We start from the raw sequence: 16845 nt of genomic DNA, 5'->3' as shown, positions 1-16845 counted from the left end.
TTCAACATCATTAAAGATCAAATACCGAAGTTCTCTTGGTATACACCAAGTCTTTTAATTTTAACCAAAATGCCATTACCAGATACAATACGAATCCCAGTCCTACCGTAGCAAACGTTATATAGATAAAAAACAATCGTACATTTTTAGCTCTGATACCAAGTCTGTCTGCTAACCTGGATGATACATAAAATCCATTCCTTTCCAAAAAGTGTCGTAAATCATAAATCATACTGCAAATTAATTATAATCTAATTAATTTTATTATCTATTGAGTAAATAATTCCCAACATCGCATTTCAGACATGCCTTCTTATCGCAATACTTATTCTTTAATTCAATCATTGCTTGAGAATGAATTGCATTCTTCATGGTTATTTTCATGGATTCGAATTGCCTGATTATAGCGTTTTTCTCTAGAGAAACCTCTGACATCAAATCAAATATATTTTTCTCTGCATCCACCCCTTGCATTGTATCAAACAAAAACTTTAAAGGAATTATCGTATTTATTACAATTAGATCAATAAACGATTTAGAGATTCTTTTTTCCACTTTTTTTGAGGATTCTTTAGAAAAAACGTAATGGTTATTCCAAAAATCACTTGCAGAAACAGAGAACAAACCATACACTTCCTTAATATTTTTCACATGTATTAACCTATGGAATAATTTATTATTTTGATTGTACAAATTGGCTAATTGAGATAATCGTATTGTTGGAAAATTCCCCGGGCGTAATCTAAAAAAAAGTGGAGACAGCACTCCTGTAGTAGTTAACGAAAACTTTTTTTTCAGGAACTGATACTCTTTGTTTAGATTTTTCTCATATTTCGAATCTGGATTTTCCGGAAGCATCTTAGCCTGACCAAAAAACAATGCTTCTAGTTGACAGAGAGATTCTTGACATTTTTTAAACACTGAAAAATCAAAAGACATCCCAATACTAAGAAATGCATCACTATTAATTCTCAATCCAAAACTCTTACAGATTAATAAAAACAACACTTGTTCCCAATCATTTTTTGTCTTTTGTAGCAGTCTATGAATTTCTACTGTTTTCCTTTCCAGCCTTTCTATAAATAATCGTTCCTGCCAATGGTACATTCTAAAATCAGAAACACTAGAAATTAGCCCTTCACAAATAATTGTTTTTCGTTTCATATTTTCGAAAAAGATCTGATATCTCGCCAACAAGGCTGGTTTAATAAAGTCTTTTAACTGTACAACAGGTATCTGGGTTTTATCCTTTCTATAAACAGGCATATCATTTTCCCAAACCACGTGAAGTATAACTTTATCATACGCCTCATTATCTTGATGCGCATGTGCATACCAATCACTGGCCTTTATATGAACTTCTACATTTCCTACCCATAGCTGATCTCCTATTTTTAGTTTGGCATTAAAAAAGTCAGGACCAGAAGTATTTTTATTGTGGATCCCTGATGAATAAATAGAAACCAGCTCACCTGCTGATGTTTTCAGGTTAAAAACATCAAACTTTTTATGATTCCATATATATTGAACAAAATGCTCTTCCACAAATACAACACATTAAAGAACAACAAGATAACTATAAAATATGGGTTATTAAGCTCTCTGACATTTTTTCTTAAAAACGATCATTTTTCTGAAAAAAAGTTTGTTTTTCATTATTAAAAAAACTTATTAAGCTTAAAATTTTTATAAAAAAATGTTAATAATCAAACAGTTGGACTATTGGTAATATATTTTGTATTAATGGAAACGAATCTACGTCTTCTTTTAGTTATTTTGGTCATGAAGCAATTGGGAAAACGTCTTTCAAAATATATACTTAAAATTTTAAAACCCTAAACGAAGTTGAGTTTGTGTTAGGTTATAGATGGTTGTCATTTTTTGATGACCATCTTTATTTTATATCATATTTTCTCAATCAGGATAAATATTAAATCGATCAAAAAATGCTTTCCTAAACTTAGAAGAGTTAGAATAGTTCAAATTACTCATTACCTCTTTTACAGATAATTGTTTTGTAAAAATCATATTATACGACCTTTCTAACTTCTTATTATTAAAAAATTCTAAAGGGGTCTGGTTATGAATCTCTTTAAAAGTATTAAAAAAGCTTGTCCTGCTCATATATGCCATTGTAGCTAGCTGATCAACCCCGATAAAAGGTTCATTTAAGTTATTTTCCAAATAATCAGTTACTTTATAAATTCCGCCAATCTGAGAGCTATTAATACTAAATGGGTTTTCCTCTGTTGTCCACTTGAGTACATCTTTCCAAAATGTTTCTAATAGTAACACCGCTCTGGCCAGATAAAACAAGTAACTTTCCACTTTATCTTCAAAAGGTTCTACGATCTGATCAAATAACTTAGACTGCCTATAGGAAAGATAAAACTTATTAATGTGTTTATGGGATTGTTTTATATAATGATCTACTTTATCAACAAGAGCCTCATTTCCTTTCATCAAATACGATTTCGTAAATGATTTTTTTAAAACAATCATAGTAGACTTCACAACACCTCCTTTGGCTATAAATACCCGCTCTCCGGTTCTGGCGTCTATACAGCGCATATTTCCTGGCGTATAACCATTAGAATACCTGCTGATGATCTCATCTGAGGTCACTTCATGATCTAAAGCATATTTTCTAAAATGTAAAATCAGGTCTCTTTCTTCAGCAGGTTTCCTTATATATTCAATATCAGCATTTGCCGTATAATTATTTATCAATAAAAAAACCTCTGGAGAAATTTTATAATACTGAAGATACCCATCCCCAATCTCAGGAGGAAAAAAAATTCTATCTGTAGTTCCTTTGGGGTCTAATTCCGAATGGAAATAGTCCCTTAAGCGATCTATATCAGAAAAATCAAACGTATATTTATACATAGGCAATGATTTTAATGATGCCCCACTATGTGTATCTTCTGGATACACCATAAACTCCTATCATCCAACTAAACAAAAAATTAGACATAGAAAAACACGAATCCTACTAAAAAAGATCACATTATTAAATAGAGGGGGTAATTCATCCCTCTAAAGATAATAAATTATTTTATATGACTTATAACGTCATACTTGGTAATGATATGGTGCTTATTATTTCCTAAATTTACCAGAACAGCAGAGTTCCCTTTTTTAATGAGTCCTGATATTTCATCTAATGAAGTGTTTTTTTCCACGATAGGAAATGGCGGATTCATAATTTCTTTTATGGGAGTATCTGCCAGGTTTTTATCATCCAGAAAAGCTGTAAAAAGAGCACTTTCATCCACTGAACCAACAAACCCCTCGCTATCTACAACGGGTATTTGGGATATTTGAAACTTTCGGATTCGCTCAATCGCATGTGACACTAATTCTTCTGTTTTCACAGTTACCAGCTGTTTATCTTCATGCGCTTTTATAAGATCAGAGGCTGTATATGCTTCCTCTTCTACAAACCCTCTTTCTTTCATCCAATCATCATTAAACATCTTCCCTACGTACCTGCTTCCATGATCGTGAAAAAGGATAACAACAACATCTTCAGGTTTGAATTCTTTTTTTAATTGCAATAACCCTTTGATCGCTGCCCCTGCGCTATTCCCTAAGAACATTCCTTCTTCTCTTGCCAATTTTTGCGTATAAATGGCAGCATCTTTATCAGTTACTTTGGTAAAACCATCAATAACCGAAAAATCTACGTTTTTAGGCAAAATATCTTCTCCAATACCTTCTGTGATATAAGGGTAGATTTCATTTTCATCAAAAATTCCCGTTTCATGATATTTTTTAAAAACAGAGCCATACGTATCTACTCCCCATATCTTTACATTTGGATTTTTTTCTTTTAAATACTTCCCTACTCCAGAGATTGTCCCTCCTGTACCAACCCCTACAATAAAATGAGTAACCTTTCCATCTGTTTGCTCCCATATCTCTGGTCCTGTACTTTCGTAATGAGCTAACGTATTAGAAGGGTTATCATATTGATTAACATACCATGAATTAGGTGTCTCTTCAGACAATCGTTTGGAAACAGAATAATACGATCTCGGATCCTCAGGATCTACATTAGTAGGGCACACCATAACTTTTGCCCCCACTGCTCTCAAAATATCCATTTTTTCTTTGGATTGTTTATCTGCCATCACACAGATCAACTTATACCCTTTCACAACTGCTGCAAGAGCCAATCCCATTCCTGTATTTCCAGAAGTTCCTTCTATGATCGTCCCTCCTGGTTGTAATCTACCATCAGATTCAGCATCCTCAATCATCTTTAATGCCATCCGATCTTTTACAGAATTCCCGGGGTTAAATGTTTCATATTTTGCCAACACCAACGCATCAACATCTTTCACCAATGCGTTCATTTTTACTAATGGAGTATTTCCTATCGTTTCTAAAATATTCTCTGCGTATTCCAAGACCCTATAATTATTTAGTTAAACAAAAACCGAATGACAGTACCAAACCTTTATTCTTTTTACAAAAAAACACATCCCTACAGAATAATCTTCTAAGAATTATCTTTAGAAATGATATTTTATTCTAAGCACAAAGATAACAAGATGTGTCATCAACCTCCACTTTTTTTAGCAAATAATCTTTTTATTCAAAACGTATTGCCTTAACCGGAGATACTTTTGATACGATATAGGATGGAATTAATAACATAATAAGACACAATAACAAGGTCCCCAGGTTTAGCAATAATACATATCCTATATCAATATGTACCGGAGCCGTACTCACATAATAGGTCTCTGGGTTCAGTTTAATTACACCGTATAATTTCTGAATCCACAACAATCCCAGCCCAATAAGATTCCCCCAAAAAAGCCCAATCATGATCAAATAGGCTGCATTATACAGGAATACCTTTCTAATGCTCCAATCTGAACTTCCTAATGCTTTCAGAATACCAATCATAGGTGTACGTTCCAAAATCAAAACTAACAAAGCAGTAATCATATTAATCCCGGCTACCAAAATAATAATCGCTATAATCCCTATAATATTGAGGTCGAATAATTTTAACCATTCGAATATCGTTTCGTATTTACTAGCAATTGTTTCCTGATATAATACGGGGTAAATAGTTTCATTGACTTCAACGCCTTTTTCTTCCAAATGCTCAAAATTGTCTATAAAGATTTCAAAATTTCCAATTTCATTTTCTTTCCATTTATTCAAACGTTGAATATGTCTTATATCACAAAGAACGAAAACCTCATCAAACTCCTGAAATCCTGAAGAATAAATTCCTGTCACTACAAAAGATCTAATATTCGGCACCGGATTAGAAGATTTTCCTTTTTTTAGGAAGTATGTATTGGCTTTGTCTCCAATACTTAGCTGTAACCTATCTGCAATATGTTTAGAAATTAGAATTTCGGTATTTACCGGGTGACTTGTATCATAATCAGGAATTTTCCCTTCTACCAAATACTCTTCGAAAGTAGACCAATCATAGTCTGCCCCTACGCCTTTTACTACAATCCCTTCAAAATCCGAAGCTGTCCTTATAATCCCAGCTTTTGTAGCCACTCCCTGTACATGTGCTATCCCTTCTAATGATGAAAACTCAGGATAGAAAGACTCATTTTTATCTATAGGCACTAATGATTCTATACTCTGATTATTATCATAACTGGAGACTACAATATGCCCATTAAATGCTGCTACTTTTTCCCGTATTTTTTTCTGAAGACCTACTCCTGTTGCTATAGTAATCAACATCATCACCATTCCCAAAGCAATTGCAAAAATCGCAATTTTTATTATTGGTGTCGATATGCTACTTTTATGCTCTTTACCTTTGATAAGGCGTTTAGCTATAAAATATTCGAAATTCAAACTTATTTATGGTTTTTATAAAACATACATTCAAAAATACATTTTTATTCTTCTTTCTCCTTTTTATTTCTTGTAGAAATAATGCTTCTTCTAATTTTGCAACAGCAAAAATAGATCCTCAAACGGTTTCTAAGGTAAATAAAACAGCTACTTCCGTATCTCAACCTCCTGTTGTAGGAGCAAATCAGTTAGACGCATACCTCCCGTTACTCAAAAATAAAAATGTAGCATTTGTGGGGAATCAAACCAGTGTAATTTTCAGAAACGATACCAAAACTACTCACCTGGTAGATTCACTTGTCGCCCATTCGATAAAAATAAAAAAAGTCTTTTCTCCCGAACATGGCTTTAGAGGTAAAGCAGACGCGGCAGAACACGTTGCTGATGGAAGAGATAAAAAAACTGGTATTCCGATTATATCACTATATGGCAAAAATAAAAAGCCTACTTCTGATATGCTAAAAGACATAGACATAATCGTATTCGATATTCAGGATGTAGGAGTTCGCTTTTATACCTACATTTCTACATTACATTATGTGATGCAATCTTGTGCAGAAAACCAGATTCCTGTTATTATATTAGATCGACCCAACCCAAACGGGCATTATATAGACGGTCCTGTTTTAGACACCAGACATAGTAGTTTTGTAGGAATGCATCCAGTTCCTTTAGTACATGGAATGACTATTGGAGAATATGCACAAATGATTAATGGAGAAGGTTGGTTACAGACCGATCAGAAATGCAATCTCACCATAATCCCTGTAAAAAACTATACTCACACAACTCCTTATCACCTTCCCATCAGACCTTCTCCCAATCTCCCTAATGATATTGCTATTAATCTATATCCCAGTTTAGGTTTATTCGAAGGTACAACTATCAATGCAGGTCGAGGAACCGAAATGCAATTTCAGCTAATTGGAGCTCCGGAATTACCTAAAGACAAATACCCTTTTAGCTATACTCCTGCTCCTAATTTTGGAGCTAAAAACCCTAAACACAAAGGAAATCTCTGCAACGGTATTGACCTTAGAAACACCGAAAAAATGAATAGAATTAACTTAAGCTGGATTATAAATGCCTATAAACTTTCTAGTAAAAAAGCTGTTTTTTTCAAAAACAAATCATTTACCATACACGCAGGAAATACTTTATTACAAAAACAAATAGAGCAAGGAGTTTCTATACAAAAAATCCGAGATTCATGGAACTCAGACCTAAACATTTATAAGAAAACACGCGCTAAGTACCTCTTGTACAAATAACAAATACCGTATAACAAAAAACCCCATTTTCAGGGATATACAGACATATAGGATTTGATACATTTGCTTATGCTCAAATCTTTTCAAAAAAACATATTAATTATCCTATTAGGCTGTTTTCCTTTTATTTATGCTCAAAAAGCAGTAGAAGAAATCTCCGCTTTTCCTGCAAAAAAAATAGCGCCCGAAGTACAAAAAAAGGAACTAGCCAAGCTTAGAATTACCACAGAATTAGGGATTGCCGATCGGTTATTTGTTCAAAAAGACATTAATGCCGCCGCTGCCATTTATAAAAAAATCTTAAAAGAAGCTATTCCTTCTAATTTATTAAAAGAGCAGGCAGAAATTTATCATAAACTAAAGCTTATCGCCTTACAAAAAGACGATTATAAAAGTGCCTTTGCACTTTCTTCTCAATATTTTGTGATAAAAGATTCTATCAATGCGTTAGAGCGTTTGAAAAAGATAACTTTTCTTGAAAACAAGTATCAAAAACTTCAGAAAGAAAAAGAAAAACTGACCTTATTAAACAAAGAAGATGAACTCAGGCATATTGACCTTCAAAAAGACATTCAGCGAAAGGAAAATGAAAATCAAATCTTGTTTTTAAAAAATACTGCTGAAAGAAGAAGAAATGAAATCATTCTTTTAAAAAAAGACAAGCAGCTCAAAGAATTAGAAATCAACCGTCAAAAAGAAATAAAGAAAATCACCTTTATTTCATTTATTATTACATTAATTCCTATCATAGGGTTGCTCATTTTATATTATCAAAAATTAAAAACACAAAGCCTGCTCAACAAAAAACTAAAAGAGATCGGCCAACAACGAATTTCTACCATATTAAAAGATCAGGAATTAAAATTAATTCGGGCTTCCATTGAAGGACAAGACAGAGAACGAAAAAGAATAGCTCAGGAGCTACATGATAGTATTGGAGGTAATCTTGCCGCCATAAAATTACAATTCAGCAATTTATCCAAAGACAGAGGCAAATTCAAAACATTATACCATCAGTTAGATGACACATACCAGCAAGTAAGAACTTTATCACATAATTTAATTCCAACCAAATTTCGTCAAAACGATTTTGTACCTTTGATCACAGAATATATGAAAAACATTGAGGAAGCAAGCAAATTAAAGGTGATGCTTTCTATATACCCGGAAGATGATATCAATAATGAAATAGACGAAAAGTTACAAAATGAAATTTTCATAATTCTACAGGAATTAATTACTAATACAATAAAACATAGCGGAGCAACTCGGTTAGATATTCAAATAGACCTTATTCACGACACCATTCATTTAATTTTTGAAGATAATGGAATAGGGTTCAGTTGTGCTCTGATTACACCAGGAGTAGGACTAACCAGCCTCAAAAGGCGTCTAAAGGCGTTGGACGGGGTCTATACCATTGATTCCAGACACAAAAGAGGAACTATCATTAATATCGAAATCCCTAATAAAAAACATATTATATTATGAAATACAACCTTATCATTGCAGACGATCATAAAATGTTTTTGGACGGTTTACTTAGTATTCTTAATGAAGAACAAGACTACAATATCTTATTAACTGCAAAAAACGGAAGTAACATCATAAAATATGTAGAGATCAACCCAAAAGAAAAAATTGACCTGATCATTACTGATATCAGCATGCCAGAAGTAGATGGCATCACATTAAACAAGATGCTGAAAGAAAAAAACAGAAATATAAAAACACTGGTTGTCAGTATGCATAACAATGCAGAAATGATTGACAATCTGATTGAGCATGATGTTGATGGGTATGTTCCTAAAAATGCTGAAAAAGAAGAATTACTTTTAGCTATAAAAACAATTTTAGGAGGTGAAAAATATTTCTCAAAAGAGATTAAAGATATTTATATTGAAAATAAGTTTTCTAAAAAGAAACAAAACGAAATCAAACTAACTCAAAGAGAAATTGATGTTATCACTCTGATCGCACAAGAATATACAACTCAAGAAATTGCAGATCAGTTATTTTTAAGCAAGCACACTATAGAAAGTTATCGAAAAAACCTCATCGCCAAACTCAATGTCAGAAATTTGGCTGGACTTACTAAGTACGCACTAAAAATGAAATATATAGAACCTTAAGCGAATATCCCTCATTAATATTTCTATCCCACTTCCTTTTTTTTATCTAGGAGAATTCATAAGTTAATTCCTTATGCTATTTTGCATCTTTTTTTAGAATTTTTATAAAAATTCTTATCAAACAAGAAAAGCGTTGCTTTCTTACTGTTTCTATACATATACGCTCTTCTTTCACCCAACACTTTCCTCTCTGCTTTTCTTCTTTTTTTATTAAAACTCACGCTATTTTCTCGTTTTCTATAGAAAAGTCAACAAACAGATAAGACCAGCAATAATTTATCAAAAAAAACACCCCCTGTTTTCAGGGTAGTTATTTTCACTACAAAGAGTGTTTATCCCCCAGGAGATATCCCCCATCTTTGCATTGTTCTTATAACACAGAGCGAGTTAAAACTATTACTAACCCTATAAATCTTATAAAATCATGACTTGGGGAATCACATTAATTATACTAAGTATTTTAGCAGTACCATCATTATTACTATCTAAAAAACCAAACGCAAAAGAATTACTGGATAAAATCGAACCATATCAAGGTTGGATTGGGCTTGTATTTTGTTTCTGGGGAGTATGGGGAGTTATCTCTGCAATTTTAAATATTGGATGGCTTACAACACACCCTATCTGGTGGGTAACATTATTAGCTGGTAACCTTGTAGAAGCAGTATTAGGGTTTTTATTAGGATTCGGAATGATCAACAAACTTGTACTTTCTAAAAATGAAGCAGCAAAAGAGAAAGCACTACAATTAAGAGCAAAATTAGCTCCTATGCAAGGAAAACTAGGGATGCTTGGTCTTATCGTTGGAGTTTGGATGATCGTTGCATACATCTTATTCTTCTAAAAAAAACAGTCATATATCATACAATCATGAAATACACAATCTACCTGCTGTTTTTAATTTGTAGCTCTCCGATCTTTTCTCAGGAGACACAAAATGCTATCGAAGTTGTCGGAGAAACTGAGGCAACCATTACTATAGACCGATATAATATGCTCATAAATATCAAAGAAGTTTTAGCCGATGGATATAGAAATTTAGAAGCTAAAAGCCTTGATGAAGTAACAAACACTTATAAAAGTAAATTAAAAACGGCAGGAATAGATTTTGCTAAATTTCAGAAAAATACCTCCTATAAACTCTATGCGGGAACTTCAGAAATAAACGAAGTAATGTATTACAACTACACTTCTAACTCCTCTGAAGAAGTCGAAAAAATAATGGCCTTAAAAACCCCTGGAGTAAGAGTTACAAATGTTGAAATCATAGCAAAAGAAAAAAGCGCAGAAGAGCTTGCTACGATTAGCCATAAAGCAATTCTAAATGCCAAAAGTATTGCGCAAAAAATGGCAGAAAAACTCAACAAAAACATTGGAGATATTATCGCTATTAGAAGTTCAAATACATCCAGCCAATACATAGATATTAACAAGATAACATCTACTCAAAAATACTATGTAACGGTTTCTTTTAAACTATTATAAATACAAACAGACCGTGTGTCTAACCTATACAATCAACACTAATAAATATTCAATAATGAAAACAAAAATTTTAGTACTACTCAGTATTTTCGCACTTGGAAGTTCTGCAACCTTACAAGCACAAAAACTTAAAAAATTCGGAAGTTCTATCGAAAAAAAGATCGGACCTAAAACCATCAAAGTTCCTTATACAGATGTTGTATCTTACCTAGGATATGCAACTCCAGGAAATGAAGATCAAGTAAAAGATGGGAAAAAATTCTACTACATATATGTATGGATTCCTGCAGTAGCTCCTGAATTAGGAGTAAGAATGATGTCTCCTGTAGGAAAAAACAAAATAAAGAATGCAACTGTATCTAAAGCATATGCTGATAACAGCAAATCGAATGACTACTTTGATACATACATTACATTAGAGCGTTCCGATATTATCAGTAAAAATAACATTACAGAAGATGCTGTAAAAAATGCCAACTGGGTAACACTTGCTAGCAATGATGACAGTGGAGAAATGCCTAAACAGCCTAGTGGGAGCAGCTACAACTCTCTTTTGAGATACAAGAGTGAAATCAGCAGCCCTACAAAAGCACTTACTGTAGGTTTATACAGAGTTGGGTTTACTACATATAAAAGAGGTGAAGTAAAAGGAACATTTGTAGCTCAGGTTGCTGCTCCTATAAAACTTCCTGGAGTAGCAATGGCAAAAACTATTGCTGACCTTAAAAAAGAGTTAAGTAAATAATTAACACTGATTTCAGACACACAAAACTACTGTCTTTTATGGCAACCATAAGAGACGGTAGTTCTCACAACAGATCATCTCAGGTTTCCTGTACTTTCAATAACACAACATAGCGACCTTAAAATAACTAACACCATCTGGTCTTGTAATTTTATCAGGAGATCTACAGAAAAAACTTGTTCATAAAATAAAACACAATACTCCCTAATCAAAAAAACATAGCTTTTGCAAAATGTTTTTTGATTACATGCATTACTACTAAACACATTTTATGTCTTTATCAAAAATCAGAAATTACCGGGAGTTTTTTTGGTCTAAAACAACAGCTGTATCCCAGCAACTTTTAGACATTATAAAGACAACATCTTCTTTATTATATCTGAATAAAGATACAAGGTCTTTCACACTATCTGATGCTTATGATGGTATAAACCAACAACGATTACGCCCTACTTATAAAATTGATTACATCAGGATCCTCCAAGTTTATATTTCCCATAGCAAAACATCAGAAAGAGACCAAAAAACAATCCCATATCTAGGTATAGCACACCTTATGCTAAGTACCGCTGTACAACACAAAAACGTATATCAGACAATAAAAAAATATCCCTTCTACTGTAGATGGGAGAAGTGACAAAAACGTATAACCAAATTTAACAAGGCAAACATTAGAAATGAGAGTAATGTTCAATTAAGAGTTCTAAAATTTCAAAATGTCGTAGCTGTTATAGATGCCCCCCAATCATCCTATAGCTTCCAATCCACCTTTACGGCATTTTGAAATTGCCTTTAGGAATTAAACAATAAATTGAAACGATCATGATGAGTTCCACAATAACAACAGATATCAATAAAGCTTTTAAGCTGGATACCATAGGAAATACTACCTATACAATACAAGAGTTAAAAAAATTAGGAAAAAATGAATTAATTGACATTGCAATCAATATCATTAAACAGAAAAAACATCTAGGAAAAATTATTTACAGAGAGGATTTTGACTTTATCAAGGTAGTTACTGATAACAGAAAAATTATTGTTTCTTTTGAGCGGAATGTACTTTATGTGCCTTTATATGCAAAATTCTATTATAATCTCGAGGTCGAATTACCTAGTGGAAAAGTAAAACAGAAAAGTAATCGGAATAATTGCTATGGGAAAAATGGTCATTTTCATAAGGACAGCGGAGTTGATTTTTATTCCAAAACAAAGTTTTATATCCCTACAAAGGAACATACAAAATATATCAACCTCGTAGTAAAAGCTATTTATGGAAGTTCTATAGAAATCAACACTAGAGCATGGGATCTAAAGATGACGATTTTTGAAGAGAATGATCACTTTTACGTAGAAGAAAAAGCAGAAAACCCAAATAGCAAAAGTAGCGGTTCTTATTACAAAATACATAAAGAAACCGGAGAGATTATCGGAACTCCTAAAATTGAAACTCATTTTACCTCTGCTCCAAAAATCCCTGGAGTATCAAAAGATCAAAACAGATTAGAAGCATTAGGATTCAGAGAGATTTTTTAATGCAATAAAAGCCCCCTTTATTTTATTGCTTTTACCCTCCCTGAAATAACATCTTCATTTTTTCTACTATTCTAAATGCTGCAGGACATATAGCCACATTGTGCATGGTCAGGTGAGCAATCTGATGAAACTTTTTTCGATCTGTATGTGGATACTCCCTACATGCTTTTGGTCGGACATCATAAATCAAACAGTAGTTATCAGAAGCTAAAAAACGACAAGGTGTTTCTTGTAAAACCATATCCCCTTCTTCATCTTTTCGAAGGTATTTCTGCTCAAAATCATATGGTTTCATTTTCATGTATTTGGCAATTCGCTCGATGTCCTTATCAGTAAACAAAGGACCAGTTGTTTTACAGCAATTGGCACATGTCAGACAGTCCGTCTCGGCAAACTCTTCATCATGCAGTTGCTGCATTGTTATATCAAACCGTTTGGGCTGCTTCTTTTTTAATTTGGAAAAGAACTTTTTATTCTCGTTATGTTTATCTTTGGCGAGTGTCGGTAATTGATCTAAAAAATCCTGCATACAGCAAAAGTAACCTATTAATTACCGTTTATAAAGAGATTGCATTTCTTATTTAGAAATCATAGCATAATATAGAATGAATACAGATATTTTTGGCTTAGCAATACAAGATTATTACACCAGTAATTCCCCGGAAGATATCACTGTAATTGCGCCCGATTTTGATGATGATCTAATTCCTATTGCTTATTTATTCAGAGAGTACTCACTCATGCCTGCAATAGAACAAAAAGCACTTGAACTTTCTTATGGAACAGTTCTGGATGTTGGTTGCGGAGCCGGAAGTCACAGTCTATATCTACAAAAAGAGAAAAAACTAAACGTAAAAGCGATCGATATCTCTGCCGGAGCAATTCGCATTGCACATAAAAGAGGCGTGTCCAATGCCGCATGCGAAAATTTCTTTGATCAGGAAGGGAGCTATGACACCCTTCTTTTTTTAATGAATGGTAGCGGCATCATCGGAAGGCTTCCTAATATTGACTATTTTTTTACTCAAGTAAAAAAGCTTCTTCATCCTAAGGGACAAATCCTCATAGATTCTTCGGACATCTCTTATTTATTCGAAGATGAAGATGGTGGTTTTTGGGTGGATGCTAATGCTGACTACTACGGAGAGATGAAATACAAACTCCGGTACAAGGGCGATGAATCTGAATGGTTTGATTGGTTGTACATAGACTACAATACGCTAGTCAATGCCGCAAATGCTCACGGGTTCATTTGCGAGTGTATTATCAAAGGAGAAAACAACGATTATCTGGCGAGAATCACTGCGAAAAAGAATACCCTTTAGCTTTAAGCTTTTTTACGGTTTCCCGGTATAAATCACGACTCCATAATTCACTAGCTTCTCCTACAGCCTTCTTTAGTGATTGACTTTGTGCTTTTACTTTCTGCCCCACATCCGAAGCTAAAAACCGTTCATATCGTTTGTTTTGCTTTCTGGATAAGCCATCGGGATTCTTCCTGAATTGCTTTCCTGTTTCGGATTTATAAAATGCTAACAACTCCTTTATCTCCTGATGACTAAAGTGCTCTTTATACACCTGAGTCAATAACGATTTTACATTTCCTAAAGTCGTATTTTTCTCTCTTTGCAACTCTTCCCATATGGCGGCGGGGACCTGATGCTGTAATTGATTTCGAAGCAACTCATACATTTGATCTACTGCATTGCTATATTGCTGTGTAGTCCCGTTCAAATCAAAATACTCTTTAACATCTTCATGGTATGATCTTTGCTGCGAAAAAACAGTATATGTCAAAAAGATAAAAAGACTAACGATTACTTTTTTCATAAGTTTTAATTTTACTAACGCTCGTTTATCTGGAAAACTCATTTTATGCAAATTACAAAATTATTAAGTCTTTTACTGATAAGTTCAATCTTGTTTACTGCATGTAGTACAGAAGATGATTCCCCAGCATTCAGCGAAGCGCAAATGGCAAATAAAAAAGGGGTAGGAACCTCTGCTAATGATCTCCTAAGTGATATAAATTACAAAGGAATCACATTGGAAATTGTATCTGTCAAAGGAGCGGAACCTACAATAGAAGCTATCAATGGTTTAAGAAAATTCTTAACTGATCGGCTTCATAAACCTGATGGCATCACCATTAAACAACGTACAGTAGCCTCTTCTAACCTTGCTCCTTTTACAATTGAAGAAATTGCTCAAATAGAAAACAACACCCGCACCTCCTATAATACAGGAGACGAAATATCAGTCTATATTTATTTTGCAGATGGCAAAAACGAAAAAGATACAGCTACTAAAAAGACCCTTGGAACTGCCTACCTCAATACATCTATAGTTATCTATGAAGACACCTTAAAAGAATTGAGTAATACCATCAATGCTCCGACCTTACCTATTATAGAGACAGCAGCACTTCATCATGAATTTGCGCACTTATTAGGATTGGTAAATGTAGGAACGCCTACTGTAACACCTCATGAAGACCTCACTGCTAAAGGTCATTGTAATATTTCAGGATGTTTGATGGGAGCAACCATTGAATTCGGAAATTCAATGATGAGTATCTTAGGGAATGGGATTCCTTCATTAGACCCTCAATGCATTGCCGACTTACAAGCTAACGGTGGAAAATGAACTGTTTTTCCCCCATTGATCCTGGCTTTATTCACCCTCTTTTTTTAACACCCTCTGACTGTTAAACTTATATTAAGGCAGGATTCGAGATATAAAAGCTTTTATATCTTCGCTGTAAGGGGAAAACATATGATATCCAGATTGTCAGTATGGTATACAAATACATTATACACAATCTCTCCTCTTAGCAATGTAATAAACCTATCCTAATCCTATGAAAAAAAAGATAACTATTGTCTTTTTTAGCCTTAGTTGTATTCTCATTTCTTGTTCTGGCGATGATAGCACCATCCCTGAAGAAGACAACAATACATCTGTGGGGCAAGATGAAATAATTACTATTCCAGTAGTGGTACATGTAGTTAACTACGCTCCGGAACCTTTTGAAATAAGCGATGATAAAATCAAATCGCAAATCAAGGTTTTGAATCAGGATTTCAGAATGAAAAATGAAGATCTTTCTAAAACACCTGATGAATTCAAACCTTTTATTGCAGACATTAAAATAGAATTCAAATTGGCAACAACATCCCCGGAAGGACAACCTACTAAAGGAATCATCAGAACCATGGGAAATGTTACCGGCTTTGATGGAAAAAGAGATGAAGGGGAATCTATAGAAGATCTGGCACTTTTTTTTACGGATAAAGGAGGGCAAGATGCCTGGCCAAACGATCAGTACCTAAATATATGGATTGCTTATTTCAGGGATATAGATAATCAAGTAGCATATGCCTTCTCCAGTGCTCCTGGAGATGATCCGAGAATTGACGGAATTGCCATTGACCCCAATGCGTTTGGAACATTAGCTCCACTACAAAATGGTGTGCATAAAGGTCGAACTGCTACGCATGAAATCGGGCATTGGTTGGGACTTAAACACACTTATGGGACTGCATTCAACTGCTCATCTTCTGACGATGTCAAAGATACCCCACAACAATCCAGAATTTATTATGGTAAACCAAAACACCCTCAAACATCCTGTGGAAGCAATGATATGTTTATGAATTTCATGAATCATGCTGATGACGATGTCATGCATATGTTTACCAAAGGACAAAAAGAAAAAATGAGAGCTATTTTTAATCCGGGAAGCCCAAGAAGAGCACTGTATATTAATATCAAAAATAATTAGATCACGATATCAGTAAAACTATAGATAATCAGATTTTGGATTTTG

At 33.7% G+C, this 16845-nt stretch carries 18 protein-coding genes; 11 read left to right on the top strand and 7 right to left on the bottom strand.

The window, feature by feature from the left end:
• Positions 1-10: 10 nt before the first annotated feature.
• The 5 genes from ACFSTE_RS09880 to ACFSTE_RS09860 all read right to left on the bottom strand — a co-directional run bounded on the left by ACFSTE_RS09880 (position 11) and on the right by ACFSTE_RS09860 (position 5847).
• Complete coding sequence (locus tag ACFSTE_RS09880) at positions 11-232, bottom strand: PspC domain-containing protein (protein ID WP_378256532.1); 222 nt, start codon at positions 230-232, stop codon at positions 11-13.
• A gap of 32 nt (positions 233-264) precedes the next feature.
• A complete protein-coding gene (locus ACFSTE_RS09875; RefSeq protein ID WP_378256534.1) occupies positions 265-1545 on the bottom strand; it encodes a DUF2851 family protein in 1281 nt (426 codons plus the stop codon).
• A gap of 369 nt (positions 1546-1914) precedes the next feature.
• Positions 1915-2889 carry a helix-turn-helix domain-containing protein gene (locus tag ACFSTE_RS09870; RefSeq protein WP_176029139.1) on the bottom strand — a complete coding sequence of 325 codons (975 nt, stop codon included), beginning with the start codon at positions 2887-2889 and terminating at the stop codon, positions 1915-1917.
• A gap of 164 nt (positions 2890-3053) precedes the next feature.
• Positions 3054-4415 carry a pyridoxal-phosphate dependent enzyme gene (locus tag ACFSTE_RS09865; RefSeq protein ID WP_176029138.1) on the bottom strand — a complete coding sequence of 454 codons (1362 nt, stop codon included), beginning with the start codon at positions 4413-4415 and terminating at the stop codon, positions 3054-3056.
• 184 nt (positions 4416-4599) lie between these two features.
• Positions 4600-5847, bottom strand: a complete 1248-nt coding sequence (locus ACFSTE_RS09860) for an ABC transporter permease (protein WP_176029137.1) — start codon at positions 5845-5847, stop codon at positions 4600-4602.
• A gap of 8 nt (positions 5848-5855) precedes the next feature.
• Here ACFSTE_RS09860 and ACFSTE_RS09855 point away from each other — a divergent pair, with 8 nt between their 5' ends.
• The 8 genes from ACFSTE_RS09855 to ACFSTE_RS09820 all read left to right on the top strand — a co-directional run bounded on the left by ACFSTE_RS09855 (position 5856) and on the right by ACFSTE_RS09820 (position 13016).
• On the top strand, positions 5856-7118 hold the full coding sequence (locus ACFSTE_RS09855) for an exo-beta-N-acetylmuramidase NamZ family protein (RefSeq protein WP_378256539.1): 1263 nt from the start codon (positions 5856-5858) through the stop codon (positions 7116-7118).
• A gap of 69 nt (positions 7119-7187) precedes the next feature.
• Entirely contained in the window at positions 7188-8609 is a 1422-nt protein-coding gene (locus ACFSTE_RS09850; protein ID WP_378256541.1) for a sensor histidine kinase, read from the top strand.
• The gene (locus ACFSTE_RS09845; RefSeq protein ID WP_176029134.1) at positions 8606-9250 is read left to right on the top strand and encodes a response regulator transcription factor; all 645 of its coding nucleotides are present in this window, start codon (positions 8606-8608) and stop codon (positions 9248-9250) included. Before ACFSTE_RS09850 ends, ACFSTE_RS09845 begins: the two co-directional genes overlap by 4 nt.
• 424 nt (positions 9251-9674) lie before the next feature.
• On the top strand, positions 9675-10094 hold the full coding sequence (locus ACFSTE_RS09840; RefSeq protein WP_176029133.1) for a hypothetical protein: 420 nt from the start codon (positions 9675-9677) through the stop codon (positions 10092-10094).
• 26 nt (positions 10095-10120) lie between these two features.
• Positions 10121-10735, top strand: coding sequence for an SIMPL domain-containing protein (locus tag ACFSTE_RS09835; protein WP_176029132.1), 615 nt, complete (start codon positions 10121-10123; stop codon positions 10733-10735).
• Between the two features lie 55 nt (positions 10736-10790).
• Positions 10791-11480 carry a Lipl32 family lipoprotein gene (locus tag ACFSTE_RS09830; protein WP_378256544.1) on the top strand — a complete coding sequence of 230 codons (690 nt, stop codon included), beginning with the start codon at positions 10791-10793 and terminating at the stop codon, positions 11478-11480.
• A 271-nt stretch (positions 11481-11751) separates the two neighbouring features.
• The gene (locus ACFSTE_RS09825; RefSeq protein ID WP_176029130.1) at positions 11752-12117 is read left to right on the top strand and encodes a hypothetical protein; all 366 of its coding nucleotides are present in this window, start codon (positions 11752-11754) and stop codon (positions 12115-12117) included.
• Positions 12118-12302: 185 nt separating this feature from the next.
• Entirely contained in the window at positions 12303-13016 is a 714-nt protein-coding gene (locus tag ACFSTE_RS09820) for a hypothetical protein (protein WP_176029129.1), read from the top strand.
• A gap of 31 nt (positions 13017-13047) precedes the next feature.
• Here the strand turns inward: ACFSTE_RS09820 and ACFSTE_RS09815 are convergent, their stop codons facing one another.
• Complete coding sequence (locus ACFSTE_RS09815; protein WP_176029128.1) at positions 13048-13545, bottom strand: YkgJ family cysteine cluster protein; 498 nt, start codon at positions 13543-13545, stop codon at positions 13048-13050.
• A gap of 76 nt (positions 13546-13621) precedes the next feature.
• On the opposite strand from ACFSTE_RS09815, the gene ACFSTE_RS09810 reads away from it, so the two are divergent.
• Positions 13622-14341 (top strand): class I SAM-dependent methyltransferase, encoded by a 720-nt coding sequence (locus ACFSTE_RS09810; protein WP_176029127.1) that lies wholly within the window; start codon positions 13622-13624, stop codon positions 14339-14341.
• On the opposite strand, the gene ACFSTE_RS09805 is transcribed toward ACFSTE_RS09810, so the two are convergent.
• Positions 14316-14846: a DUF2059 domain-containing protein gene (locus ACFSTE_RS09805; RefSeq protein WP_176029126.1), complete on the bottom strand. Its 531-nt coding sequence runs from the start codon at positions 14844-14846 to the stop codon at positions 14316-14318. The two genes, ACFSTE_RS09810 and ACFSTE_RS09805, sit on opposite strands and share 26 nt — an antisense overlap.
• A 45-nt stretch (positions 14847-14891) precedes the next feature.
• Here ACFSTE_RS09805 and ACFSTE_RS09800 point away from each other — a divergent pair, with 45 nt between their 5' ends.
• Positions 14892-15662: a hypothetical protein gene (locus ACFSTE_RS09800; RefSeq protein WP_378256548.1), complete on the top strand. Its 771-nt coding sequence runs from the start codon at positions 14892-14894 to the stop codon at positions 15660-15662.
• Positions 15663-15876: 214 nt separating this feature from the next.
• Positions 15877-16800, top strand: coding sequence for a M43 family zinc metalloprotease (locus ACFSTE_RS09795; RefSeq protein WP_378256550.1), 924 nt, complete (start codon positions 15877-15879; stop codon positions 16798-16800).
• Positions 16801-16845 lie beyond the last annotated feature (45 nt).

Source organism: Aquimarina hainanensis (assembly GCF_042684685.1).
GTDB lineage: Bacteria > Bacteroidota > Bacteroidia > Flavobacteriales > Flavobacteriaceae > Aquimarina > Aquimarina hainanensis.
Note: the sequence above shows the minus strand (reverse complement) of the source record. Positions and strands in the feature narration are given on the sequence as shown.

What these genes read in the sequence shown, in the direction of transcription:
- ACFSTE_RS09815 (WP_176029128.1), bottom strand. Translation starts at nt 13,545, where the DNA reads ATGCAGGATTTTTTAGATCAATTACCGACACTCGCCAAAGATAAACAT.
- ACFSTE_RS09805 (WP_176029126.1), bottom strand. Translation starts at nt 14,846, where the DNA reads ATGAAAAAAGTAATCGTTAGTCTTTTTATCTTTTTGACATATACTGTT.
- ACFSTE_RS09800 (WP_378256548.1), top strand. Translation starts at nt 14,892, where the DNA reads ATGCAAATTACAAAATTATTAAGTCTTTTACTGATAAGTTCAATCTTG.
- ACFSTE_RS09840 (WP_176029133.1), top strand. Translation starts at nt 9,675, where the DNA reads ATGACTTGGGGAATCACATTAATTATACTAAGTATTTTAGCAGTACCA.
- ACFSTE_RS09810 (WP_176029127.1), top strand. Translation starts at nt 13,622, where the DNA reads ATGAATACAGATATTTTTGGCTTAGCAATACAAGATTATTACACCAGT.
- ACFSTE_RS09795 (WP_378256550.1), top strand. Translation starts at nt 15,877, where the DNA reads ATGAAAAAAAAGATAACTATTGTCTTTTTTAGCCTTAGTTGTATTCTC.
- ACFSTE_RS09825 (WP_176029130.1), top strand. Translation starts at nt 11,752, where the DNA reads ATGTCTTTATCAAAAATCAGAAATTACCGGGAGTTTTTTTGGTCTAAA.
- ACFSTE_RS09830 (WP_378256544.1), top strand. Translation starts at nt 10,791, where the DNA reads ATGAAAACAAAAATTTTAGTACTACTCAGTATTTTCGCACTTGGAAGT.
- ACFSTE_RS09870 (WP_176029139.1), bottom strand. Translation starts at nt 2,889, where the DNA reads ATGTATAAATATACGTTTGATTTTTCTGATATAGATCGCTTAAGGGAC.
- ACFSTE_RS09845 (WP_176029134.1), top strand. Translation starts at nt 8,606, where the DNA reads ATGAAATACAACCTTATCATTGCAGACGATCATAAAATGTTTTTGGAC.
- ACFSTE_RS09850 (WP_378256541.1), top strand. Translation starts at nt 7,188, where the DNA reads ATGCTCAAATCTTTTCAAAAAAACATATTAATTATCCTATTAGGCTGT.
- ACFSTE_RS09820 (WP_176029129.1), top strand. Translation starts at nt 12,303, where the DNA reads ATGATGAGTTCCACAATAACAACAGATATCAATAAAGCTTTTAAGCTG.
- ACFSTE_RS09855 (WP_378256539.1), top strand. Translation starts at nt 5,856, where the DNA reads ATGGTTTTTATAAAACATACATTCAAAAATACATTTTTATTCTTCTTT.
- ACFSTE_RS09835 (WP_176029132.1), top strand. Translation starts at nt 10,121, where the DNA reads ATGAAATACACAATCTACCTGCTGTTTTTAATTTGTAGCTCTCCGATC.
- ACFSTE_RS09880 (WP_378256532.1), bottom strand. Translation starts at nt 232, where the DNA reads ATGATTTATGATTTACGACACTTTTTGGAAAGGAATGGATTTTATGTA.